The organism is Enterobacter cloacae complex sp. 677-3DZ2D5B, from assembly GCF_004136695.1.
Lineage (GTDB): Bacteria > Pseudomonadota > Gammaproteobacteria > Enterobacterales > Enterobacteriaceae > Enterobacter > Enterobacter hormaechei_C.
In genome coordinates this window covers 12,637-35,582 of record NZ_QFLS01000023.1, presented here as the reverse complement: position 1 = coordinate 35,582, position 22,946 = coordinate 12,637, and the positions used below count along the sequence as shown (strand labels likewise).

The 22,946-nt window shown below is 50.3% G+C and carries 20 protein-coding genes and 2 pseudogenes; 11 read left to right on the top strand and 11 right to left on the bottom strand.

Going from position 1 to position 22,946, the window contains the following annotated elements; translation table 11 throughout:
- The first annotated feature begins 16 nt into the window (after positions 1-16).
- Together DD597_RS23875 and DD597_RS23870 are read left to right on the top strand one after the other, a co-directional pair.
- Complete coding sequence (locus DD597_RS23875; protein WP_001493761.1) at positions 17-1,408, top strand: ISKra4-like element ISKpn19 family transposase; 1,392 nt, start codon at positions 17-19, stop codon at positions 1,406-1,408.
- A 32-nt stretch (positions 1,409-1,440) separates the two neighbouring features.
- A pseudogene (locus DD597_RS23870) lies at positions 1,441-1,869 on the top strand (recombinase family protein); the annotation flags it as partial.
- Between the two features lie 318 nt (positions 1,870-2,187).
- Here DD597_RS23870 and DD597_RS23865 read toward each other — a convergent pair.
- Positions 2,188-2,844: a quinolone resistance pentapeptide repeat protein QnrS1 gene (locus DD597_RS23865; RefSeq protein WP_001516695.1), complete on the bottom strand. Its 657-nt coding sequence runs from the start codon at positions 2,842-2,844 to the stop codon at positions 2,188-2,190.
- Positions 2,845-3,238: 394 nt separating this feature from the next.
- Between DD597_RS23865 and DD597_RS23860 the strand changes: the two are divergent.
- Positions 3,239-4,392, top strand: a pseudogene (locus DD597_RS23860) (IS3 family transposase).
- Positions 4,393-4,440: 48 nt separating this feature from the next.
- On the opposite strand, the gene DD597_RS23855 reads toward DD597_RS23860, so the two are convergent.
- From DD597_RS23855 to ampH, 3 genes are all read right to left on the bottom strand, one after another.
- Positions 4,441-5,298 carry a class A beta-lactamase LAP-2 gene (locus tag DD597_RS23855; protein ID WP_012477595.1) on the bottom strand — a complete coding sequence of 286 codons (858 nt, stop codon included), beginning with the start codon at positions 5,296-5,298 and terminating at the stop codon, positions 4,441-4,443.
- Between the two features lie 64 nt (positions 5,299-5,362).
- The gene (locus DD597_RS23850) at positions 5,363-7,093 is read right to left on the bottom strand and encodes a penicillin-binding transpeptidase domain-containing protein (RefSeq protein ID WP_032623598.1); all 1,731 of its coding nucleotides are present in this window, start codon (positions 7,091-7,093) and stop codon (positions 5,363-5,365) included.
- Between the two features lie 217 nt (positions 7,094-7,310).
- Positions 7,311-8,471 carry a D-alanyl-D-alanine-carboxypeptidase/endopeptidase AmpH gene (gene ampH / locus DD597_RS23845; RefSeq protein WP_032635084.1) on the bottom strand — a complete coding sequence of 387 codons (1,161 nt, stop codon included), beginning with the start codon at positions 8,469-8,471 and terminating at the stop codon, positions 7,311-7,313.
- Positions 8,472-8,746: 275 nt separating this feature from the next.
- Between ampH and DD597_RS23840 the strand changes: the two genes are divergently transcribed.
- A complete protein-coding gene (locus DD597_RS23840; RefSeq protein WP_022650051.1) occupies positions 8,747-9,616 on the top strand; it encodes a LysR family transcriptional regulator in 870 nt (289 codons plus the stop codon).
- Between the two features lie 8 nt (positions 9,617-9,624).
- On the opposite strand, the gene DD597_RS23835 is transcribed toward DD597_RS23840, so the two are convergent.
- The 3 genes from DD597_RS23835 to DD597_RS23825 form a co-directional block, all read right to left on the bottom strand.
- The gene (locus DD597_RS23835) at positions 9,625-10,131 is read right to left on the bottom strand and encodes a DUF6622 family protein (RefSeq protein WP_022650052.1); all 507 of its coding nucleotides are present in this window, start codon (positions 10,129-10,131) and stop codon (positions 9,625-9,627) included.
- 78 nt (positions 10,132-10,209) lie between these two features.
- Positions 10,210-10,695: a helix-turn-helix domain-containing protein gene (locus DD597_RS23830; RefSeq protein ID WP_022650053.1), complete on the bottom strand. Its 486-nt coding sequence runs from the start codon at positions 10,693-10,695 to the stop codon at positions 10,210-10,212.
- Between the two features lie 138 nt (positions 10,696-10,833).
- Positions 10,834-11,637: an MBL fold metallo-hydrolase gene (locus DD597_RS23825; protein WP_022650054.1), complete on the bottom strand. Its 804-nt coding sequence runs from the start codon at positions 11,635-11,637 to the stop codon at positions 10,834-10,836.
- Positions 11,638-12,001: 364 nt separating this feature from the next.
- On the opposite strand from DD597_RS23825, the gene DD597_RS23820 reads away from it, so the two are divergent.
- The 3 genes from DD597_RS23820 (at position 12,002) to DD597_RS23810 (ending at position 14,876) form a co-directional block, all read left to right on the top strand.
- Positions 12,002-13,549: a cyclic diguanylate phosphodiesterase gene (locus DD597_RS23820; RefSeq protein WP_022650055.1), complete on the top strand. Its 1,548-nt coding sequence runs from the start codon at positions 12,002-12,004 to the stop codon at positions 13,547-13,549.
- Positions 13,550-13,668: 119 nt separating this feature from the next.
- Complete coding sequence (locus DD597_RS23815) at positions 13,669-14,301, top strand: LysE family translocator (RefSeq protein WP_022650056.1); 633 nt, start codon at positions 13,669-13,671, stop codon at positions 14,299-14,301.
- A gap of 179 nt (positions 14,302-14,480) precedes the next feature.
- Positions 14,481-14,876 carry a hypothetical protein gene (locus DD597_RS23810; RefSeq protein ID WP_022650057.1) on the top strand — a complete coding sequence of 132 codons (396 nt, stop codon included), beginning with the start codon at positions 14,481-14,483 and terminating at the stop codon, positions 14,874-14,876.
- 164 nt (positions 14,877-15,040) lie between these two features.
- Here DD597_RS23810 and DD597_RS24925 read toward each other — a convergent pair whose 3' ends face one another.
- The 3 genes from DD597_RS24925 to DD597_RS23800 all read right to left on the bottom strand — a co-directional run bounded on the left by DD597_RS24925 (position 15,041) and on the right by DD597_RS23800 (position 17,134).
- Positions 15,041-15,208, bottom strand: coding sequence for a hypothetical protein (locus DD597_RS24925; protein ID WP_154591405.1), 168 nt, complete (start codon positions 15,206-15,208; stop codon positions 15,041-15,043).
- A 13-nt stretch (positions 15,209-15,221) separates the two neighbouring features.
- A complete protein-coding gene (locus tag DD597_RS23805) occupies positions 15,222-15,791 on the bottom strand; it encodes an AAA family ATPase (RefSeq protein ID WP_022650058.1) in 570 nt (189 codons plus the stop codon).
- Positions 15,792-16,006: 215 nt separating this feature from the next.
- Positions 16,007-17,134, bottom strand: coding sequence for a multidrug effflux MFS transporter (locus DD597_RS23800; RefSeq protein ID WP_022650059.1), 1,128 nt, complete (start codon positions 17,132-17,134; stop codon positions 16,007-16,009).
- A 101-nt stretch (positions 17,135-17,235) separates the two neighbouring features.
- On the opposite strand from DD597_RS23800, the gene DD597_RS23795 reads away from it, so the two are divergent.
- Positions 17,236-18,021: a helix-turn-helix domain-containing protein gene (locus DD597_RS23795; protein ID WP_022650060.1), complete on the top strand. Its 786-nt coding sequence runs from the start codon at positions 17,236-17,238 to the stop codon at positions 18,019-18,021.
- A 1,074-nt stretch (positions 18,022-19,095) separates the two neighbouring features.
- Here the strand turns inward: DD597_RS23795 and repA are convergent.
- On the bottom strand, positions 19,096-19,962 hold the full coding sequence (repA, locus tag DD597_RS23785; protein ID WP_022650061.1) for a plasmid replication initiator RepA: 867 nt from the start codon (positions 19,960-19,962) through the stop codon (positions 19,096-19,098).
- Between the two features lie 759 nt (positions 19,963-20,721).
- On the opposite strand from repA, the gene DD597_RS25350 reads away from it, so the two are divergent.
- The 3 genes from DD597_RS25350 to DD597_RS23765 all read left to right on the top strand — a co-directional run bounded on the left by DD597_RS25350 (position 20,722) and on the right by DD597_RS23765 (position 22,916).
- Positions 20,722-21,408 carry a PAS domain-containing protein gene (locus DD597_RS25350; RefSeq protein WP_096149269.1) on the top strand — a complete coding sequence of 229 codons (687 nt, stop codon included), beginning with the start codon at positions 20,722-20,724 and terminating at the stop codon, positions 21,406-21,408.
- 452 nt (positions 21,409-21,860) lie between these two features.
- Entirely contained in the window at positions 21,861-22,121 is a 261-nt protein-coding gene (locus DD597_RS23770; RefSeq protein WP_022650064.1) for a LuxR C-terminal-related transcriptional regulator, read from the top strand.
- A gap of 285 nt (positions 22,122-22,406) precedes the next feature.
- Positions 22,407-22,916 (top strand): transcription termination/antitermination NusG family protein, encoded by a 510-nt coding sequence (locus tag DD597_RS23765; protein WP_032623570.1) that lies wholly within the window; start codon positions 22,407-22,409, stop codon positions 22,914-22,916.
- Positions 22,917-22,946 lie beyond the last annotated feature (30 nt).

The window sequence follows — 22,946 nt, the reverse complement described above, 5'->3', positions numbered from 1 at the left end:
ACAGCAGGAGGCAATGATGCAACTGACGCTCCAGATAGTCATCACCGATGAATCAGGCTCCAGTCGAACGGAGGAACTGATGACAATCCAGAAATCAGGGGAGACCCGGAACGACATCGGATTATCGGTGTCAGAATCCAAGCTGTTGCTGAATACGGTCCAGCAGTCGGTGGTCCAGCTGCAGGCAGACGAATATACTCAACACCATATCCGGTGCCCTCACTGCCTTGCTGCGCGCAGAATCAAAGGCAAACAGAAAATACGGTACCGGACGCTGTTTGGCGTTATTCCGGTATCCGGGCTTCGGGTGTACCGGTGCCGTTGTGAAGAGAGTGATACAAAGACAGTCAGTTTGCTCAGCGACTGGGCCGGCGATTATTCTCACCCGGCACTGAAATATATTGAAACCCGCTGGGCCTCGATGATCTCCTATGAAATGACGACTCGTCTGCTGAAAGATATTCTGCCGGTGGGCCACAGCCTGAATGCCTCAACGGTGAGGAATCATTTATGCCAGGTGGCGCAGCGTCTTGACGCTGAGGCTGAAGCTCATTCAGGTTTTCTTTCCGGCTGCCCCCGCGACTGGGGGAACCTGCCCAGGCCAGGAAAACCGCTTGTGGTGGGTATAGATGGTGGTTATGTTCGCGATCGGGATGACAAAAAGCGTAATTTTGAAATTATTGCCGGGAAGTCTTTTTCCGTTGGTGCGCCTGCTGACACCCGCCGCTTCGGTTTTGTTCAGAAGGATGACTGTCATCCGGAACGCAGGCTCATGACCCACCTTTCAGCGCAGGGAATGCAGGCCAACCAGCAGATATTTTTTCTGTCCGACGGCGCGGATAATCTCAGGGACCTCCAGTTCGGTATGTACCCTGAGTCAACGCATGTGCTGGACTGGTTTCATATCACCATGAGGCTGAAGGTGCTCATGCAATATGCCCGGGGACTGCTGGTATCAGATCCAGAGGCGGGGAGTAAAGTTCTGGCACTGCTGGAAAGCATTAAACGATATCTCTGGCATGGCAATGTTGTCGCTGCGCTGGAACATATTGATAATTGCGTTATGTATTGCGATGACCCTGAACTCAGCTATCCTAGCCTGAAATCCCTGCAAAAACATCTGGATGAAATGTATACCTACATCCGGAATAATAAGATGATGATCCCAAACTACGGCGAAATGCGTCGGTACGGAGAGCCGGTATCAACCGCGTTTGTGGAATCCACGATCAATGAAGTGATCGCCAGACGAATGGCCAAAAAGCAGCAGATGCAGTGGAGCAGAAAAGGGGCTCATTATTTGTTACAGACCCGGACCGCCGTTTTGAATAACGAACTGCAGGATAAATTTGTCTGCTGGTATCCGGGTTTTCAAAGTGACGGGAAGGGACCAGCGATGGCAGCATAGCTCACGCTGCCCCAATATTTTTTATGCTCTCGGTCGTATGGAAGCTGGACCGCCTCGGTCGTGATCTTCGTCATCTCATTAATACAGTGCACGACCTGACCGCGAGGGGGACCGGTCTGAAAGTGCTGACCGGTCACGGGGCGACTATCGACACAACAACGGCCGCTGGCAAGCTTGTCTTCGGTATCTTTGCCGCACTGGCGGAGTTTGAGCGCGAACTGATTGCTGAAAGAACGACTGCAGGTCTGGCATCAGCAAGAGCCCGTGGGCGGAACGGCGGCCGACCTTATAAAATGACGCCAGTCAAACTGCGACTGGCAATGGCATCAATGGGACAATCAGAAACAAAGGTCAGTACGCTATGCCAGGAACTTGGGATAACCCGGCAAACTTTGTACAGGCATATTTCCCCTGTTGGTCAACTGCGGGCGGACGGGATCAAGCTGCTCAACCGTGGATAATTTGAACGGACGGAAAAATCTGGGGTTCCGGCGTAGTACCCCTATCACCTCCACATTTTTGCAACAGTGCCTTATAAATGGCAGCCTTATGTTTACTTGCCAAGATGGGCTACCATATGATGTTTTATACTGAGCAATATTAATATTATCTTTAATGGAAAAATTAAGCCCACTAAGTGACCCACTGCTATATGGCTCTATTGTGAAGACGCCTGAGGGTAAAAATTTATACATGGTTGTCCCTATGTCTATTATTGCAAGGTTGACAATATTATTCGTTTTATAAATTTGAGCGTTTAAAATCACACATCAAAGCAATTAGTCAGGATAAACAACAATACCCAGTGCTTCGAGAATCAGTTCTTGCTGCCAGGCTGCAATTTTGATACCTGATGTATCGACTTTGCGGGGATCTAAACCGTCGAGTTCGGCGTGGCATAAATTGGCACCCTGTAGGCTAAATTGCCCCCAGACATCTTCGGAAAAAACACCTCGACTTAAGTCTGACTCTTTCAGTGATGCACCCGCTAGGTTCGTTCCTATCCAGCGATTTTCAAACAACTCACATTTTTCTAAACAAACCCTCTCCATATTGGCATAGGAAAGATTACATCCAGAAATAAATGCTGAGCAAAAGTACATACGATTACTCACTTGATGGGCAAAGTTTGTTCGGGAAAAGTTGGCACCTTTTAAATCACACGCACGGAACTCTATACCGTAGCAATTGGCATTACTGAAGTTTGCCATCGCAAGTTGGCATTGTTGGAAACTTGCATCACGAAGATCTGCGACATCAAAGTGGCAGCCTTCGATATCACCCTGTTCAATGAACTTGCAGTTGACGAATGTCGTATCACGCAAGTTAGCACGTCGAAAGTCGCTGCGAATGAATGTGCAAGCGGTGAAGGTGAGATCACTTAAGTCTTTATGTGAAAAGTTGTGGTGCCGATATGTATGATTGTAGGTTTCCATGAGTACTCCTTGTTGAAAGGAGGGCTAGACTACCATTATACATATGCCAAGACATTAAAATAAAAGCCTGTTACATCAACACATTACAACCCCTCAATTTACCTGTTTTAAGTGGTCAAATTGGCGCGTAGAGCGCCTATCGCTCTTGCATTGGCACGCGGCCCTGTTGAAAAAAGTTATTCGCTTTAGATAGGGTTAGGAGAGCCGTGCTTCGCCGGTAAAAAATCGGACTATCCGACGCAGGGCGGACTCATCGGCGGAGAAGCAAACTTTGACTATATCTCCCTACACTTGGAAGAGGGCTAGACTGGCCCCATAGATCACCAGACACTTCGACTCTCTTAAAATAAGAGGTAGTCTTGGAACTATGTTTAATACCAGTCAGAACGATAAGATGGTTGAAGTGTTATCAGGACCTGAGCGGCGTCGGCGTCGTACACCGCAGGAAAAAATTGCCATTATTCAGCAGACTATGGAGCCCGGTATGACCGTGTCTCATGTCGCGCGCCTGCATGGCATCAATGCAAACCAGATATTCAAATGGCGCAAGCAATATTAAGACGGTTCACTGACGGCTGTTGCATCGGGCGAGGAAGTGGTGCCGGCCTCCGAACTCGCTGCCGCCAATAAGCAAATTCGCGAACTCCAGCGCCTTCTGGGCAAAAAGACGATGGAAGCCGAGATACTCAAAGAGGCCGTGGAGTTCGGCCGGGCAAAAAAATGGATTGCGCATGCGCCCTCGTTGCCTGGGAACGACGAATAAGCGACGTTTGCAGAAGTCTTGGCGTGTCGCGTGCGCAGTTGAGCATTCGGGTTCACCGGCCATCTGACTGACAGGATCGCAGACGGCAGCCCCGTTCTGACGATACCACCGTATTGTCCCGGATAAACATGGCGGTGGCTGACCTGCCGACGTATGGTTATCGCCGTGTGTGGGCGCTGCTGCGACGGGAGTCGGAGCGGGACGGCCTGCCTGTGGTTAATGCAAAGCGGGTGTATCGCATTATGAGAACGCATAATCTGCTTCTTGAACGTAAACCCGCTGATCCTTGCCGTAAGCGGGCCCATAAGGGGCGCGTAGCAGTAGCGGAAAGTAACCGGCGCTGGTGCTCAGATGGCTTTGAGTTCCGCTGTGATAATGCCGAAAAGCTGCGGGTGACCTTCGCGCAGGACTGCTGCGACAGGGAGATCATTGACTGGGCAGCGAGCACCGGAGGCTATGACAAAGAAACGGTGCAGGATGTCATGCTGGGTGCGGTGGAAAAACGCTTCGGAAGGCAGTTGCCAACAGTGCCGGCGTTCGCCCGGTTGCTGGGACTGGAGCCTTGTACGACAGCAGTGCGAAGCCCGGAAAGCAATGGCATAGCAGAAAGCTTCGTGATGACGATAAAACGGGACTACATCAGCATCATGCCGAAACCGGACAGCGAGGCAGCGGTGATGAATCTGGCGGTGGCGTTCAGTCATTACAACGAACATCATCCGCATAGTGCACTGGGATATCGCTCACCACGGGAATATATACGCAGGAAGTTATCGCAACCGTAAGAGAGCAAAAACGTCTGGATATATAGGGTCAAATCCACTGTAAATATATTACCAGTTCTTAATTACTGAATCTCCGATCCCTGCAATATGCTCGTTGAGTTCATTCATAGATGAATGAGTATTTGTAATATACAGGACTACTATACGAGATGGCTTGCCTCCGGGGCCCAACAGTGCAACGATGCCCCGAGATCCGTGATCACCTGCTCCTGTTTTATCCGCTATCATCCAGCCAGCTGGCAGTACAGAGCGGAACAGAGGCCCGCCGACTTTATCTTCCTGCATCCAGCTTATTAATTTTTTTCGAGATTTTTCTGTAAGTACACTTTCGTTTAACAATTTTTGTAGCGTTTGAGCCATCGCTGCCGGAGTGGTGGTATCACGCTCATCGCCAGGCTTCGCCTCATTAAGGCTGGGTTCGTGTCGATCAAGCCTTGTATAACTATCACCAGTGCTACGCAGAAAATGAGTTAATCCCTCCGGCCCGCCAATAGTTGATAGCAATAAATTTGCAGCAGTGTTATCACTGGTGGTAATGGCAGCATTGCATAACTCAGAAACCGTCATTCCATCTGCAATGTGCTGACTGGTTAGTGGAGAATAGTCGTCCAGGTCATGCTTATTATAGGTAATTCGGCGTTCAAGTTGTTCAAGCCCTTTATCAACACGTACTAATATTGCTCCACATAACAAAACTTTGAATGTGCTCATCATAGGAAAACGTTCTTCACGGCGATGACTACTCAGAACCTTCCCGGATAAAAAGTCTATTTCAGTAAAACCAACCCGACCTTTGATATGGTCTTCTGTGCTTTGTATTGTATCAGTAACATTGACTGGTGTAGATAATGCTGGAGTACACATTCCAGCCAGTAAAGAGATTATAATAAGGCGGATCTTTTTCATATTAATATCCTTTTTAAAATTAAGTTAAGTAATAATAGATAAATAATGAGTAAACAGGCTCTGTTCAGCCGGACTGTCGGTGTACCACCGGAGCACGTAAAGCATCCGGTGCAATCTTCAGCCGGGTAAGCACCGGACCGATAATCTGGCCGAAGACAGGCGCCGCCACTGAGCCACCAAAATGCTGTCCCGCTTTGGGATTGTTAATAACCACAACCAGTGCCACTTCAGGACGGCTCGCCGGCGCGACGCCTGCCGTATAGGTAATATGCCCCCCGTCATATTTTCCACCGGCACCTAACTTCTCTGCGGTTCCGGTTTTTATTGCCAGACGGTAGCCCGGTACAGCTGCCCTTACGCCACTTCCGCCGGGTAACACATCACTTTCCATCATTCTGATTACAGCATCGGCAAGCTTCGGGTCCGCCACCTGCTCACCGTACACCGGCGCGGATAACCGTGTAACGGATAACGGATGATAAACGCCACAGGCCCCGAGAGTGGCATAGGCTCTGGCTAACTGGAGCGGGGTTACCCGGAGGCCGTAGCCAAAAGCGAAGGTGGCGCGCTCAATATCAGCCCATCGATGGCGACTGAACGGAAAGTAACCAGTACTTTCACCGGGAAGGCCCAGCCCTGTCGGTTTTCCCAGCCCGAAGGATGAATACGTTTTTACCAGCGCATCCGAAGGCATCGCCAGGGCAATATGTGAAACTCCGGTATCACTGGATTTCTGAAGTATGCCGGTCGGCGTCAGCGCCGGCCAGTATCCCACGTCCCGGATAAGATGGCCGTCAACCCTGAACGGCCTTGTGTCAAGAAGCGTGCTGCTGCTGATAATATGGCGGCGCAGGCCTTCAAGAATGACGAAGGGTTTAACCGTTGAACCCGGCTCAAAGCTGTCATTAATCGCCACGTTACGCATTTCAGCGGAAGTGGCACCGGAAAAACGGTTGGGATTAAACGACGGATAGGATGCCATAGCCAGAATTTCGCCGGTGTTTACGCTGACAAGCACCGCAGCGCCTGACTGGGCGTGATGTTGCTCGACCCCCTCCCTTAACCGGCTGTAAACAATATACTGAAGCACACTGTCAATACTCAGCCTGATCGCCGGTGCAGTTTCCGGAGCGTCATACTGGATCACGCTGATGACGCCCCCCCTGGCGTTTTTGCGTATTTTTTTCACCCCGAAGTCCTTTCTCAGAACGGTGTTAAAGCTCTGCTCAATACCACTCAGCCCTCTATTTTCGGCACCGGTCACACCAATGAGCGAGGCTGATGCCTCACCCAGCGGATAGTAGCGATTTTCATTGTATTTCTGACTTATGCCCGGCAGATGCAGCTGTGACACGGCCCTGGACAATGACAGGGGCGACTTTTTCTTCAGAAACAGGAATTCCTTGTCCGAATTATCTTGAATAGTTCTGCGAAGTTCCTCAGGCGTGATATCCAGCAAGTCGGCCAGAAAAGCCCATCTGGCTTCCGCGAAGTCCGGATGAGCGGCAGCGATGCGTTTTGGATCAGCAATGATGTCACGTGCCGGCACGCTCATGGCGAGAACAACGCCGTAACGATCGGTCAGGGTTCCGCGCTGTGCTGGCAGTGCAAGTGTCCGTACGGATCGACGGTCAGCCGCATTTTCCAGGACAGCGTGGTCAAAAAGCTGAAGTCCGGTGAGCCTGGCAACCAGCACGATAAAGATTAATGCGATACCGGCAAGAAGAATATTATATCTGACGTTGCTGAATCCCTTCTCAGGTGATGACGGGCGAATACTTTGTTTATTTTTCATCGCGGAGTTTTTTATCATTTTCGCTGGAGTCTGCTCCCCTTGCAGCAGGCTGCCTTACAGAGCCTCATGCTGCAGGGGAGCAGAAAAAATCGACGCCAGAAGCGGTATATTCAGTGCAGGTGTAATTCTGCGTGGAACCGGGTTCTGGCGAAAACCGGCCATATTTCCGCTCACAGCGCCCGGTCTTTTGCTGAGTCAGATGCTGCCAGCCGACCCGTTATGAAGCCGGACTGACGCGTTCCCCGTGAGCTGCTTTTAACAGGAGCGGGATAAGGCTGTTCGTTTCACGCGTTAAGGTTGAGAACATATCCAGATCCACTTTTGTCACAGAGACAAAGATCCCCGTTTTCTCGCCGGGCACCAGAACCATATAACTCATAAAACCGCCGCCGCCGCCGGTTTTTTGGATCATTACCGGGGAGTCAACCGAAGGCCGGATAAAGACCCAGCCCATTCCCAGCCCCTGCGCTTTCCCGGCTAAATCCAGACCCGTAATGGATTTAAGTTGCTGTCTCTGTACATACATGGCCTGCTGAACGGCCCTGAGCGCTGGCTTATCAGAATGACGGATATTCAACAGATGCTGCATCCAGCTCGCCATGTCCCTTGCGGTGGAATACATCCCGCCGTTGCCGGCGGCTGCCGTCGTGTCCGTGCAGGGACCGGCAGGATCGATGCCAGAGCCTTCCATGAGCCGCTGACACTGAGCCCCGTCAGGCTGGGTGGTGGTGTCTTTCATACCCAGCGGGCCCGTCACATTTTCCCGCATAAGCTGCAGGTAGGGTTTTTTACCGGCAGCTTCCATAGCATCGGCCAGCAGATCGTATCCGACATTAGAGTACTGCGCCTGTTCCCACGGCGCGGTCAGGGTCGGCTTCTGATTCAGCCAGCGCCAGCGGGCAGGCCTGTCCGGCCAAGTGAACGGAGCTGCGCCGGCAGGAGCCTGGCCCGGGATAAGCCGCGGCAGCCCGCTGGTATGTGTGGCAAGCGAAAGCAGGGTAACGGGATTTCCATGGCTCACCTCAGGGACCGTCATCCCCGGGGGAGCATATTTCTGAAGCGGGTCGGTCAGCCCGAGCGCTCCCTTATCGGCAAGCTTAACCAGCAGCTCTGAGGCCAGAATTTTTGACATAGAGCCGACCCTAAGCAGCGAGTCGGGCGTAGGGCTGGTATGGTTGCCTTTAGCCGTTTCACCATAGGCGTGATACGTCACCTGACCATTCTGAATAATGGCCATGACCATAGCCGGAGGATTAGTGTCATGAAATATCTGTGCAGACTTCTCAGCAATTTGCTGCTCGGTGGTCAGCTGGCCAGCATTGACATAACTGGCGGCCAGCAGAGTGGCCACGGCCAGAAACAGTGATTTTCTCTTCATCCGGAATTACCTTAAAGATGTTTTTTAGCGAGCTGAGTACCGAAAGACTATTGAATGCTTTTGGATGTATTCAAAATGTTGTTTCGCAGGCAAACGCGAATGATACTCAGACAGAAATAAAAAGTTAAAATACGGTTTAATTAATATTCAGTGGCGCAATAAATTAATAACAAATATGGCTCACCGGTCAGGTGAGCGGGATTATGTTGATAATCCGGAATGCTGGCAAACAATAAGAATTTGTATTAATTTAAAGAAAATCTAAAGGATGTGCTATGCGAAAAAACCCTCCCCTGAAAGCCCTCAAATCTTTTGAAGCTGCCGCCAGGCACCTCAGCTTTACCCGGGCCGCGAAAGAGCTGTTCGTTACCCCAGCCGCCGTCAGCCAGCAAATAAGAATTCTTGAGGAGCGTCTGGGTATCACGCTTTTCAGACGACAGTCCCGCAGCCTGGAGCTCACAGAGGAAGCCGCGATCCTCTATGACGGACTGCACGAAGCGTTCCGGACTATAGAAAATATTTATCATCAGTTTGAAGGCGGGGAATATAAGGAAGTCCTGACGCTGGGCTGTGTAGGCACGTTTGCCCTTGGCTGGCTTGAGGCCAGGCTGGGGCGTTTCCAGACGCTTCACCCCCATGTGGATGTCCGTCTGCGTATTAACAATAATATCGTCAATATTGCTGCAGAGGGGCTCGATCTGGCTATCAGGTTTGGTACCGGGATATGGCCCTCAACCAATAATGAAAAAATATTCGACGCGCCGTTTGGCGTGCTGTGCGACCCAGAAATGGCCGGACGGCTTCGTGCACCCCGGGATTTGCTGAACGAAAGGCTGCTTCGTTCTTACCGGATGAATGAATGGGAAGACTGGTTTCGTGAGGCCGGGGAGGACGTCGCCGGCATCAGCGGTACGGTCTATGACTCGTCAGGACTGATGATCCAGACCGTCATACATACCGGCGGCGCGGCGCTGGTTCCCCTGAATATGTTTACACGGGAGCTCACATCCGGGCAGGTTGTGCAGCCCTTCGAAACGGTTGTCAATGCCGGCAGCTACTGGCTGACATATTCAAAATCCAGAATCATACGCCCCGTAGTCAGAACCTTCAGGGCCTGGCTTCTCAACGAAGCTCATAGTGATTAAACTATCGGTCAGACAAGTCTTTTATTGTACCACGGGAGAAAAATCCTTAACGTGCCTCCCCAGAATACACCATCAAACAGTCCGGTGAGCCCACCCATCAGCATGCAAAAACTCGCTGACGCCGCAAGACCGGGCTGCAGGAAGATGGCTGAAGTAAGAATGAATTTTGTACAAAAAGTAATAACAATCATTCCCAGCGTCAGCGGCGTCCCGGCCCTGATAACCCTGCCCGGGTTGCCTGAATCCTGCAGGGGAGGTTGTGATCCCCACATCCAGTAGCCGAGTGCTCCTCCCGCGAGTAATCCTGCGATCATCATGGTGAGACTTACCCCTGCCCTTTCTGTTTCAGTCATAATTCCGTAGCCTCCCCAGACAAGAAACACTACCGGGAGCAAAAAAAGCCGTCCGGTTTTCATTTCCCTGTCATAAAGGGCGGTAAAACCACGACGAAGTAAAAAAGCCAGCAGGAGCCAGACCCAGATCGGTACATGACTGAAAAATTCAGACAGGTTCATGGTTTTTCCTTTCCGTTTATTGATGATTACATTTAGCCGTAGAGAATTGCTCCAGCGTTTTACTTGATTGACCCCAGGTTATTTTCCTTTTTTTGTGCCCGGACGGAGGAGATTATTCAACCTGCGCTGTTGCCATGACTTAAGCCGATCGTGAATAACAAACACCCTCAGCCCCCTGAACATAACAAGGCTGCCCCATATGGCGGTCACAACGAGGGACCAGTAGCTTTCCGGAGTCAGCAGATAGTTGATAACCATCATTGCGGTACATGTCAGAAGAGCCGTTGCGAGTATCCGCCAGAACGTCATTTCCCGGGCAACCTGGGCTCTGGCATCACTGATACGTTCATCCAGCGCGTTGACGGCATCCCCGTCCTCTTCCGAGAGCTCAGATACGCTGACGTCAAAGGCAGAGGCAAGCGCACTCAACGTTTCAAGACCAGGTTTCTGCCCTTTTTCAGTGCGCTGAACCGTTCTGACAGAAAGCGAGGCGACTTCTGCCAGCTGCTCCTGAGACCAGGCCTTCTTCAGGCGAAGGGCTTTCACTTTCTCTGCGACGGTCATCGATAACCTCATGTATGTTTGTAGCGGCTAAGATATTCGCATTTCCTGCCCGCACCGTAAACGACACGGGCCTGACAGAAAGACGACACAAGGGCGACAGACGCTGCCTGAATGACGGGATAAGCCTGTATCACAGACTTACTCTTCAAAAATAACGGTATCTCCGCACGCTACAGGATGCGTATTCCTGAGCCACAGTTTTCCCCATCTTCCGGTGCAGTGGCAGCCCAGAACATGCTCAGGTGCGAGCTCACGCAAAAATGCTTTCAGCCTTATCAGCCTGAGCGGTGACGCTGCCCGCAGATGAAATCCCCCGATAAGGGCGTAGACGCGGTTTTCTCCCGTAATGTTCACGCAGTGGCGAACGGTGTTCTCCAGCCCACGGTGGCCACACCCGGTCATAATGACCAGCCCGCGGGACGAGCGCCAGATAAGTGCGCCTTCGTCAGACACATAATCAGGCGTGGCGTTCCTGTAATCGGTATAACCCCAGGGCTCCGGGCTTTCCACGGGGATTTCACCACTCCAGACAAAACGTCCCGCCACGACGCGCGGGGTTTTGCTGTACTCCACGTCAAGACCGCAAAAACGCTCCACGACCGAAAGTTTCTTAAGAGGAATGACCTTTCCCGGCAGCCTGACAGCGGCATACCTTTCCCGTAATACTCCGGGATGACAGATAATCCTCGTCCCTGGGTCAAGAGACGTTATTCCGCCGCTGTGATCGTAATGCCCGTGTGATAATACAACCGCGTTCAGATCTGTCAGCGGCTCGTTGATTAGCCTGGCGTTGTGAGCAACGGTTTCATCCGGGCCGGAGTCAAACAGTATCCGGCTCTCTCCGTCGTCCAGGAGGATGGAGAGGCCTGCACGGGACTGCATTCCTGCAGCCGCGTGAGGCGACAGATGGTTTTCGACCAGAATGGTCATTTTGAGTGCCACAGGTCAGTTCTCCCTTAGCGGTTAATTACCCCATTGTCCCGACAGCAGCGCTGTTACGTGTTTCAGGGCGGCATTTTTCTCACTGCAGCAGATAAAGAGTTATCAGCATGCCAGCCCGCCACATCATGCTCCCCGATAGCAGCCAGATTTCAGCAGTGACAACGAAAATGAGTGATGCTGTCAGAACGATATCAACCCGGTTAAAAAAATAATTAACCTCTTTAAAATCTGCGCTTATATTCATTACAGAGTACATCCCGCTGCGTGCACCTGCTTAAATAACCCTGAAACGTAAAGGGATTAATGATTATCACGTCACTAAACAGTGATAGTGTATTCATGGAAAGACCCCAAAGGACGAATAATGAAATTACGAAAAAGGGCGCTGGCTGCCGGAATTATCGTACCCGCAATCCTGGCTACACTGCTGTCGTCAGGGATGGCCTGGCGCCAGCTGAGCAGGGACACGTCCGTGACGGCAGACATACTGATGAGCCAGGTCGACCACATCACGTCCATTGCCCGCCATGCAAGCCTGGTAACCGCCAGGCTCGCCACTCAGCCCTGTGAAAGCGTCCTGCAGCAGATGACGGAGAACGGCGCCCTCACGCCCTACATCCGCAGCACCGGGCTTATACGGGATGGTAAAGTAATCTGCTCCTCCGTGACCGGAGCCAGACAGCAAAGTGCCGATGAGATTTTTGGTGTTGCCGTTTCAGTACCCACAGGGAAGATAAACGTTATCGCCACGGAGGGGACCAGCAGCGTGCCCGGGCACGTGGCTGTTATCTACGCTTATGGCGCCGGCAACCGGACGACGGCATTCAGCGTGGTGGATGCCCGATACGTTACGGACCTGATGGACTCCCTGGATGATGAGAATCATTCGGTTCAGCAGCTCAGGTTCAGTGATGGCCCCGTCATTTCCGGGCAGGAGAAAATCTCCCCACGTGTGAAAGTGTTCACAGCTGAGTTCCACTCTGCCGCGAGTCAGGCGCAGCTTCAGGTTCTTACACCGACGCTGTCGCTTCGCCATTACATCCTGCGTAATCTGCTTTTCCTCGGTCCCCTGTCCCTGCTACTGACCCTGGCCATGCTGTACATGTGGCATCGCTGGGATTCTAGAAAGATGTCTCTGGCGGAAGAAATCAGGAAAGGGATGGCAGACGGCGAATTCAGCGTGCATTACCAGCCGGTCTGTGACACCGCGACTGGTGCCTGCTCCGGCGCCGAAGCCCTGATGCGCTGGCAGCGTACTGACGGTAGAAGCATTTCACCGGTGGTGTTTATCCGGGCCGCTGAAGAGGAAGGTCTGATTGTCAGCCTGACGCAGCATCTCTTCAGCCTGATAGAAGACGATGTCAGGGCATGGCAGGTGACTGACCCCTTCCATCTGGGCGTGAATATCGCAGCCCCTCACCTGACGGACCGGTCGTTTACCGCTGACGTACTGAGACTGTGGGTTTCTCTCGATCCCGCTTTTCGACTGGTGCTGGAAATTACCGAGCGCAGCCTGGTTGAGGACACTGAAGCGGCATCAGCGAAACTTCATGAGCTACGCCAGAAAGGCTGTCAGGTGGCCGTGGATGATTTTGGTACGGGCTACTGCTCGCTGAGCCTGCTTCAGAGCCTGCCGGTGGATTACCTGAAAATTGACAAAATATTCATCGACAGCCTGACGTCGGCCGGTGCGGACACGCCGGTACTGGACACCATTTTGGGCCTCAGCAGACGGCTGGGGCTGACCACCATTGCCGAGGGCGTAATGGCCGCACATCAGGCTGAATGGCTGATAAAAAATCAGGTACCTTACGTTCAGGGTTATTATTATGCCAGACCCATGCCGGCTGCCGCGTTTTATCAGTGGTACCGGGAGCAGGGCGTGAGACTGAAAGACGACGTTATTGCGTAAGATCAATATTAACCGGATTTTCGCCTGTTTATGTCATGGCGTTGATGTTACATGTATCTCCTTCTTTATATTTTGAATGAGTGATGTCACACCATTTTCTAACTTCAGCCGAGGTCAGCATGATTATTTCCAGCCTGATAGCGATTGCCACCGTTCTGACAATGGGGGTTATCAGCCCGGGTCCCAGTTTTATCTATGTCGCGCGGAATGCGGTCGTCCACTCCCGACGCCACGGGCTTGTGACCGCTCTCGGTACCGGCGTGGGCGCTGCCATTTTTTCGCTGGCCGCCATGCTCGGCCTGCAGAAGCTGCTGCTCATGGTTCCGGAGCTGTTCATGGTGCTGAAAGTTGCGGGCGGGGCCTATCTGTTATGGCTTGCTGTTAAAATGTTCAGGGACGCAACCCGGCCTCTGTATCTGGCGCTTGACGGCGATAAAAATGACGGCAGGACGCTGATGATGACGTTCCGGGATGGCTTACTGACGCAGCTCAGTAACCCTAAAACAGCAATCATTTTTGCATCGATCTTCAGCGCCCTGCTGCCTGAAAATATCCCGGCCCTTTTTTATGTCGCGATCCCGCTGATGAGTTTCCTGATTGATTTTGGCTGGTACGCGATCGTTTCGCTCTGCCTGTCCTCCGAAAGACCGCGCAGGGCTTATCTTCGTCTGAAAACCTCAGTCGATCGGGCATCATCCGCGGTTCTGGCAGCACTGGGTATGCGGCTGATTTATTCCTCCTTTGTTAAATAACAGGACCAGACTGCTTTACCTGTCAGCAGGGTAAAAAGGCTCATAACTGATGAAAAATTTCACAATGCAGAAAGAATGAACTGCAACCTGTGAGATATTTGCCCTGCTTTCCTCAGATTGTCAGGGCTTTTTTTGCGCGATTTAATCAGATTAAAAAGTATCTGTAAGGAATTGATGTCATGATGAAAAATATTTTAGCTGCATTAACTGTTTTCATATCGTTTTCGGCAATGGCTGAGAAAAGGAATATACACAATGAGTGCTCCTTTAGAGCCGCTACGCTTTCGGATATGGTGGCGCTGTATAAAGAGAGGCAATGCAGCAAAAATCAGGCTAAGCAGTTCATCCATGAGGTGGCGACCGGTGAAACTCAAACTCTCAACAGCTGTATCCCAAAAAGCAGATACAAAAACCCAGACTTCATTGATGGCAATAACTTTGAAAAGTGGTCTGATTCTTTAATTGAGAAAATATGGTCCAATACAATGAAAGGCCCTGACAACTACGGTACTTTTATGGATGCGTGCATGAAAAATCCTGACAAGTATATCGGCGGTCAGTGGCTCTACAAATGACATGTGCAGGTTCAATTCATCGCTGAGGGCACATCGGCTAAACCAGCACCGTATATGGTGTCAGTAACCATTGCTGGCGTAGATAAGGCTGGATGACACAATCCAGTCAGTAAGGGGATGATCATGAGAGGATTTTTTAACAGATTAATAGCAACCTTTTAAAGTTAAGTTTGTGTGATAACAAATAAATTCTGAACAAAAAGGATCTGTTCAGCCGGACGGTCCGGTACAACCTTCATCCGGATAAGTACCGGACCGATAATCCGGTCGAAGACTGGCGCCGCCACTTGAGCCACCAAAATACTGTCGCGCTTTCGGATAGTTATAGCCATAACCAGCACCACCTCAGGAGGGCTCGCCGTGGTGATGCCTGTCGTACAGGCTGGATAAAATAATTTCAGCCCGCTCTTCCGGCCCGCAAAGCGGTAACCTGATGAGGTTATAGCCGCATCTGCCGTAGGCCTCAGCCATTGCATGGTACGTCTGAACCGCTTCCCCGAATGACTGCTTACGCTCCGTATCCTGTACGTAGATGTCTTCCCATGGCGGCGCGATGAACACGGTATGAGCATACCGGAACAGTTCAGTCGCTCTCTTCATATGGGGCGGCACCGGCAGATTACAGAGCGTAAGATAGCCAACTATATCCGGCAGCCCACGGTCAAAGAAAAATGGCGTTTCGCTTTGAGCAGCTTCATGCCACGAGCGTAACTCCCAGTTCAGCATCAGCCCGGCGAAAGCTTCCCTGTCCTTCCAGGGCAGCGCATTTCCGCCGATCGCCACCTGGTTCCGTATGATTGCGCGTCCGGCCTCAGCTGCCGTCGGATAACCTTTTGCGCGCAGGGAATTCAGCAGCGTGCTTTTACCTGACCCCGGTCCGCCGGTAATAATAATTCTTTGGTTTTCAGAATACATAAAAGCGTTCCTTTTCGGAAAAAACAACACACTGATGTTGGATACTTCATAATGAAAAGATGAAGACATCATTATACCGGTGCCCTACAGATAGCCTGCAAGCAACATTTTGCACCACTGATTTCCGTTCCCTGCAGATAAAACGTGTCGTCGTGTCTCACTTAATATATCCACGACGCCCGGGCTTTGCATTACAGGCGCTTCCGCCTGTCGGTTCACCCACGTGACACACTGCACAAAAGAGACATAGCAGCACAGATTGTCAGAACCAGTCCCAGTTGCTGCACCATGCCGGCGAGCCCCAGCATCATTCCCAGTAATAAGTAATAGCTCAAGCCGAATAATGCTCCCGCAGCTCCGGTCTGTTCGCGATAACGGTGCAGCGCCTGGCTCAACACGTTGGGTATCGCTATGCCATAGGCAATTACAGTTCCGGCTACCGGTATAAGTATCCACGCCGAGTGCTGCAACCACCAGGCAGCAACACCGGAAAGCAGAGCCAGTGTACATGCATGACGTACCAGCTGTTCCGGTGTTATACCGGTTGTTAACAGTCTCCGGTTCAGGAGGCTGCCCGAGAGTGAAGCAAGTGCCAGTAATATCCCCGTCCATCCGAATGCCCTGGAGCTCCACCCCAGCAGCCTGAAAAGAAACGGAGCCAGGCTGTAATAACTGAACAACATTGTATTCAGCAGGGCTACGAGTATTGCATTTTTCCAGAGCATACCGTCCCGGATCATGCGGGACGCCAGACCGCTCCCCCGGATTCTGAGCGTGTTCTCTGGCCGCGTTTCCGGCAGTAAAACTGCTGCCAGTATTAGCAATATTATCGCCAGTGATGCCAGAGCAATAAATACGCCGGTATGGCCGTACAGACTTACCAGCCAGCCTCCACTTACCAGACCGAAAACCGGACTCAGTGCAAGCGCCGCTCCCATGACGGAAAAGACGCGGGCCAGTGAGGTTGATTCATAACTGTCCCTCAGCATGGTCTGCACTACAACAGACCCGGCGGCAGCACCCGTGGCTGCCACCATACGGGCCAGCAGTAATACGCTAAAATCGGTGGACACAATTGCCATTACAGATCCCGCTCCGTAACAGATGAGTCCAGCCATGATGGCCGGACGTCGTCCGAACCAGTCACTCAGCCAGCCCCACAATGCCACTCCGGCAGCAAAGGAGAAAAAATAGACTGAAAGCGTCTGAGCAGCACGCTCGCTGCTTACCTGAAAAGATCTGGCGATATCTGGCAACGCAGGGCTGTATATAGTTTCTACCAGTTGTGGAAACATAATAAGCAGCGTCAGCAGCCACAGGGGAGGGCGAATAATACTATTCATAACAATATCCAGAGAAACAGAAAACTGGAGGGCATTATTGCTGAGACGATAATGTCTTATTATAATAATAAGGACTTTAAATACTAAATATCAGACATTTTATGAAAATTAGCCCCGACGATAGTTTCGATCCGGATAGTTTTAGTGAGCCGGTAATCGGAATTGCGTCCGATTTAGGTGTACACGATTCAGGACAACACAGTCACCTTCGTCATCAGCTGCTCTTTTCAGCGTCGGGGAGCATCACAATTGAACTTGAACAAACCCTGTGCCAGCTTCCCCCCCGCCGAGCAGCCTGGATCCCTGCAGGAACAATTCATCGCGCCATGATGCGTGGTGTGCTGGCCTATCGTTCCCTCTACTTTTCAACCACGCTTCCGTTATCTCTACTGCCACTGCAAATAGTCGAGGTTAATCCCCTGTTTTTTGAAGTCATAGAACGAATGGCATTCTGGCCATGGGGAATGCTGGCAGAGCAACAGGCCAGTCTCATTAACGTTTTCTGTGAAGAAATACAGACTGCACGCACAGAAAACTGGACATTACAGCTCCCCTCAGACGCTCGCCTGAACTTATGGCTGGATGGAGTACGTACGGGCGAATTACCCCCACGCCTTGGCCAGTTGTCCCAACAGATTGGTGCATCTGAGCGCACGATAAGCCGGGTCTTTATCAGAGATACCGGAATGAATTATCAGAACTGGCGGCAGCAGTGGAGGCTGCTAAAGGCAATGGAAATGCTGTGTGACGGATGGCAGTTAAGCTATGTGGCGCAACAGCTGGAATTTGTCAGCGACAGTGCATTCATCACGTTTTTTCGACAGCATACAGGTACGACTCCAGCACGTTATTCACTTAAGAATATTGCTGAAAAAAGTCCCCGCTGACGGTGATAAATCAATAAAAAAACAATATCCTAAGTTTTTGTATTTTCTATTAAGGTCGATTTTTGACCTCAACGTACAATAATTTTCGATATCCAAACTGGCCCCAATAAATGCGCCGAAGGCGCATGAAGGCGCCCTCTGTCGCTGAATACTGCACCTCCGTAAATGGCGCCGTAGCCCGGCGCAGCCGGTATCAGTTTTGATAGGTTCCACCAATCCATCACTTCGCCCTGCTAAGCCATAACCCGCAGACAGGCGGCACAGGAAATGATGTGCGCCGTCGGAGTGGTCACGACAAGGCTTCGCCGCAGTCGGGGCGTATCTCCGCGTTAGCGGGCCGTTAGGACCGCTTACGGGCGTGTTGCACAGGGTCTGCCGGAGGTGTGAATTAAAGCGGCTCGGGTTCTAGTTACAACATCCATCATTAAAAGCGATGTTGTTCCGGGCCTTCGGCCCGGGCGGCGGCGCTTTTCAGTGGTGGGTTTTTTGTGGGGAGCTGAGGATCCTAGGAGTAAGTGGTCGACTGTTGCTGTTGTAACGTTCTGAACCCTGCCCGCCATTTTTGGCGGGTGCTAACTCTAGGCGCAAAGCGCCTGAACCGAACCGGCGCGGACTTTGTCCGCTGCAAGGGCGGGCGTTATACACATGTCCACAGGACAGGTGGCGAATAGGTTTTATTTTTAAATGTAAGTAATGACTGAAGTTTAAAAGATAGGAGATCAGAAGTTTAAAAGGATCATCGCGGTTTGTAGAAATTCCTTATTGTGGTTTAAAAAGCATCCATCCAGTAGCTTATCACTTTAGCCTCTTGTGGTTTATGTGGATAACTGGATGAAAACCTAAAAGCGGTGAAATATTGGGCGTTCGGTCACAGAAATATGCGGGCAACAAAAGAAGAATTTTGGTTAAGTTTAGAAAACCCGGCATCAGCAGGACATGTTTGTCATTCAGGTCCCCGACGGGGGCCTGAAACAGGGGCTGAAGAAGGTTAACACGGCAATAAAAGCCGAAAAGTGGGCAGGCGTAAACCGATGCCAGGGCACCAGATTCAAAAAGGCAGCGTATTAGCTGGCGTTAGGTTGTGACCAGCAATGCATCACCAAGTCGTGCGTAATGGCCACGCGAAAGCTTCATTCGCTCCGAGACACGGCGTTCTATCTCTGCCCGAACCGCATCAAGATTACCGAAGAAGCGGCCTTTCCTGATTTCTTTTTGGATTTGCTGGCGAACCAGCAGCTCGATCTCTTTGCGCGTTCGCGGAGCGTCCTTACGCGCCCTGTGACGTTTCATGCCGTGTTCATAGCGTGACTTGTGGTACTGACGGAAGCGTTCACGAACGAATGACCAGGCCGCACTGATAAGTTCATCAGCACCGGCGCGAGGAAGCCCTTTCTTCTCACGCTGCTTATTTTCCCACTCAATACGGCTGCGGCGCGCAGCAGCAACGGCTTCTTCAGACACCCCAAGCACCTGCCACATCAACGGTGTGAAAGTGATGTCTGTGGGGATATTACAGCCAATTTCTTTATCGTATTCGGTGTTATAGGTAATGAGGTTCAGCTGAGCGAGAAACTTCAGGGCACCCGTCAGACGGGTGATCGACAGACGTTTTTTTTCTGTGGCCAGTCCGCAGCGAATGCTCATGGTAGTGAGCGATGAACCAACGCGATTAGCAAGGGGATTAAAATAGTGACACATTGCCTGTACGGATGCTTCCAGTGCCCGTATGCGTAACACTGGCGGGCGCTTTTTGCGCTCACCACGGGCGATCAGCATAGCAACCAGTGCCTGGAACTCTGCACGCTCAGTGAAGCCAACAGCTTTCTCGCGAATTTTTTCACAGAACGGAAGGGTTTTCTTTCCCTTTTCAGGAATGAAAACTGGATTCGGATTTTTTACCTGACGGTAAAGTGTAGTGGTTTCGGAATTCTGCTTACTCACCACTTCCTGCGCTTATGTTGCACAGAAGGAGTAAGTACGGAATCTCTTGTCTTTTTTCGCGCACGGGTTATACTCCCATACAGAAGCAACAACTTCTGCATGATTTGTTAAGGACCCCGTTAATCTCGCGATGCCGCCAAGTATCTAAGATTATCGGGGTTTTTGCTTTTCTGGGCTTTGCTAACTAACCACCCAGAACCTGCCACCTTCTTCGGCGTGACAACCTAATAAATTCATTTAGAACAATAAGTTCTCCGACTTTATCACCACAACAATGCAGGATCAATTTTTAGGATCTATCCGGCAGCAGGATCAAACATCACCTCTGGAGCGATGCGCTTCTGCGTCTCGTTTTAAGCTTTCGAACAGCTCAAGTGGTACAAGATAAAATGCCGGCGCGCTACGGTTCAGAATAGCAATAGCATCACCCTCTGCTGACTCGACAGTCCCTAACGGATCCCTTTTGAACTCCGTGATACCAGCGACTTTCGTGCAATGTATCGGATGTGCCATAACTCCTCCTGATTTACAGATAGCACCTACGAATTATTGTATCGTAGCATACAATCAGACACTTAAAAGCATCATTAACTAATATTATGATCGCAGATCAAATCCAGTTAAGTGTCGCCTTACATGATATAGTACATCAACACACAGAATATATCTCTAAATTTCAAATACATACGGCTCTTAGTGGATGATGTCTAAACTCGTTTCTTCAAAAAAAAATTCCAACTCGCTCCCCAGGTTTTAAACCTGATATCCAACAGCAGAGAACCGATGACAATCAAGAACGGCAATCTGCAGTATGTAGCGGTAAACCAAGCTTTTCTTCGATTATTAAAACTCCCCAACGATTATCCGATTGTAGGAAAAACGTTGGACCAGCTCCCTACCTCCTTAGCTTACCTCTCACAACGAATACATAAGCAGGAGGAACTCGTTATGGAACATGAAGATAAGTTTTCTTCAATCGTTACGCATCCAATAGGTGAGAGCAACTCCATACATGCCCTATGCTTCGAATCTAGACCCTATTACGACGATGACGGGATCTGCTCAGGAACGATGCTTCAAGTTAGGCCTGTTGATATTTTTGGGCCAGACAGCTTGCTATCGGGAGACGTTCCCAAATCGTTGGTATACAGGGTACCGTCTGAGATATTCACAAATGCTGAATGGGAGGCCATCTTCTTAATCTCTCTAAAATACAGCAGGAAAATGATGTCTCGAATATTAGGAACCTCTCTTAAAGCGGTAGAACACAGAATCAGCCGATGCCTGCAGAAAACCGGGACCTCGTCTGGAGCCGAACTATTAGACTTTTGCAAAAAGAATAACTGGGATGCATATGTTCCCCCTCGTTTTTTAAAGCCTCGGTTTCGACTATTCAGAGCTGCTCCTGATGCGTATCTAGTTGACTCATCACTAAGCAGACAGTAGTCTTCAAAGGTCACAGTAAATCCTGTGATCGGGCGTGAGAACCCGTATCTACACGTGCACATAGACACGCACAAGCGTGTTTTTTTGTGTACTGAACCAGCACATCTTCGTAATGGCGGTTCAGGTAGGGCAACCGTAAGGTTGGCCGGTACCGTGTAGGCCGGTTTCTCACCCCTGCCTGGGCTGCCACCAGAGCGTGAGAACTCCTTGGTAGCCGACATAGTATCTACACGGGAGCTTCATCTATGATGTGCAAGAACCTATCAAAAATTTCTATATCCCCCTTAGCAAATGAACATGCCTTTATAGGCCTAGCTGCTAAAGCTCACCCTCATCAGAAATCCTTCGCCCATACCACATGTCGCGACAAGGTCCATGGGGTTTCTCCCCATTAAAGGGGATGCATATTGCGCGTAAATTTACTACGTATAGATTTGCTAGGGGACTTAACGATGATTAATGAAAACACTATTAACGCCCTGCATAGCGTATTTCCTGAGCTTTCCAGAAAACAGTTAGAAATCGTTACTCTGTATGCTCACGGTAATGCATATGAGACAATCGCTGACATTTGCAATATTTCTGTTGAGACAGTCCGCTCGCATCTGAAGCGAAGTACTAAAGCTCTGAACTTAAAAAGTAACGATGCAATGCGTGCAGTTATATTGTCACGCTCATACTTTTTCATGATTTCATTGATGATCACAAATTAATCAAAAAATGCACCCTTGAGGGTGCATTTTTAGGATTCAGCCTATTTACACTTTACTTCATTATACAGAGAAACAAAAATACGCACAGTTCCTTAAGTATTGCCGCCAATTTTACTTAAGGGACTAACCTACAAGAGCATCCTGAGCCATGAAGGCGCTCGAACTACAGCATGCAAACTTAAGTGTTTGTTAGTAAGACTGTTTCGCCTTCATGGTTGAGTATGTTCGACCCCATTGAACTTGAATTATCCTTTCATGGATCAATTCTGCGCGAAGCGTTCAAAAATGAATATTGAGACTGTATGTAACCAACAATGGTATCTTGCTCTCTATATTACCGGGGGCAAAAACCGCGAGAACTTATTCGACTGGCTACACGACAGGAGAATAACTCCATGGACACCTTTATCCTTAACGCAAATACGGCGTGCGGATGCCCCGCATGTTTTCAGAAAAAGGATCTCGGCCGTTTTCCCAGGATATTTCTTCCTTAAGGCAGATTTCGAATCACAGAAAATAGATATGATTCGGGCGCACTCTGCATTCTGCGACTTTGTGAAATTCGGCAGTAAAATTGCCCCTGTGAATACAAGGGTAGTCGAAGCATTAATGAAGAAATACCCCGACCCGACTCATCACCCTGCTGCAAGAGCTGAACTCGAAGCGGCATCAGATATCTGGCTGACAAAAAGCCAATACAAACGCCTTACGCAGTTAGATAAAACGGATCATCCCATATCCCGGACTGCAATGCTGTTCGATATGATCACCCATGCTGATGCGTGGGGATTTTAAAATGTACTTAACCGAGCCTCTTAAGCTGGT

Excerpts from the sequence above, each read along its gene's own strand:
- DD597_RS23850 (WP_032623598.1), bottom strand. The coding sequence starts at position 7,093 with ATGAAAAATAAACAAAGTATTCGCCCGTCATCACCTGAGAAGGGATTC.
- DD597_RS23795 (WP_022650060.1), top strand. The coding sequence starts at position 17,236 with ATGAAAATTAGCCCCGACGATAGTTTCGATCCGGATAGTTTTAGTGAG.
- DD597_RS23855 (WP_012477595.1), bottom strand. The coding sequence starts at position 5,298 with ATGAAAAAGATCCGCCTTATTATAATCTCTTTACTGGCTGGAATGTGT.
- DD597_RS23840 (WP_022650051.1), top strand. The coding sequence starts at position 8,747 with ATGCGAAAAAACCCTCCCCTGAAAGCCCTCAAATCTTTTGAAGCTGCC.
- DD597_RS23770 (WP_022650064.1), top strand. The coding sequence starts at position 21,861 with ATGATTAATGAAAACACTATTAACGCCCTGCATAGCGTATTTCCTGAG.
- DD597_RS23805 (WP_022650058.1), bottom strand. The coding sequence starts at position 15,791 with ATGTATTCTGAAAACCAAAGAATTATTATTACCGGCGGACCGGGGTCA.
- DD597_RS23820 (WP_022650055.1), top strand. The coding sequence starts at position 12,002 with ATGAAATTACGAAAAAGGGCGCTGGCTGCCGGAATTATCGTACCCGCA.
- ampH (WP_032635084.1), bottom strand. The coding sequence starts at position 8,471 with ATGAAGAGAAAATCACTGTTTCTGGCCGTGGCCACTCTGCTGGCCGCC.
- DD597_RS23830 (WP_022650053.1), bottom strand. The coding sequence starts at position 10,695 with ATGACCGTCGCAGAGAAAGTGAAAGCCCTTCGCCTGAAGAAGGCCTGG.
- DD597_RS23765 (WP_032623570.1), top strand. The coding sequence starts at position 22,407 with ATGAATATTGAGACTGTATGTAACCAACAATGGTATCTTGCTCTCTAT.
- DD597_RS23865 (WP_001516695.1), bottom strand. The coding sequence starts at position 2,844 with ATGGAAACCTACAATCATACATATCGGCACCACAACTTTTCACATAAA.
- DD597_RS23810 (WP_022650057.1), top strand. The coding sequence starts at position 14,481 with ATGATGAAAAATATTTTAGCTGCATTAACTGTTTTCATATCGTTTTCG.
- DD597_RS24925 (WP_154591405.1), bottom strand. The coding sequence starts at position 15,208 with ATGGCTATAACTATCCGAAAGCGCGACAGTATTTTGGTGGCTCAAGTG.
- DD597_RS23800 (WP_022650059.1), bottom strand. The coding sequence starts at position 17,134 with ATGAATAGTATTATTCGCCCTCCCCTGTGGCTGCTGACGCTGCTTATT.
- DD597_RS23835 (WP_022650052.1), bottom strand. The coding sequence starts at position 10,131 with ATGAACCTGTCTGAATTTTTCAGTCATGTACCGATCTGGGTCTGGCTC.
- DD597_RS23875 (WP_001493761.1), top strand. The coding sequence starts at position 17 with ATGCAACTGACGCTCCAGATAGTCATCACCGATGAATCAGGCTCCAGT.
- DD597_RS23815 (WP_022650056.1), top strand. The coding sequence starts at position 13,669 with ATGATTATTTCCAGCCTGATAGCGATTGCCACCGTTCTGACAATGGGG.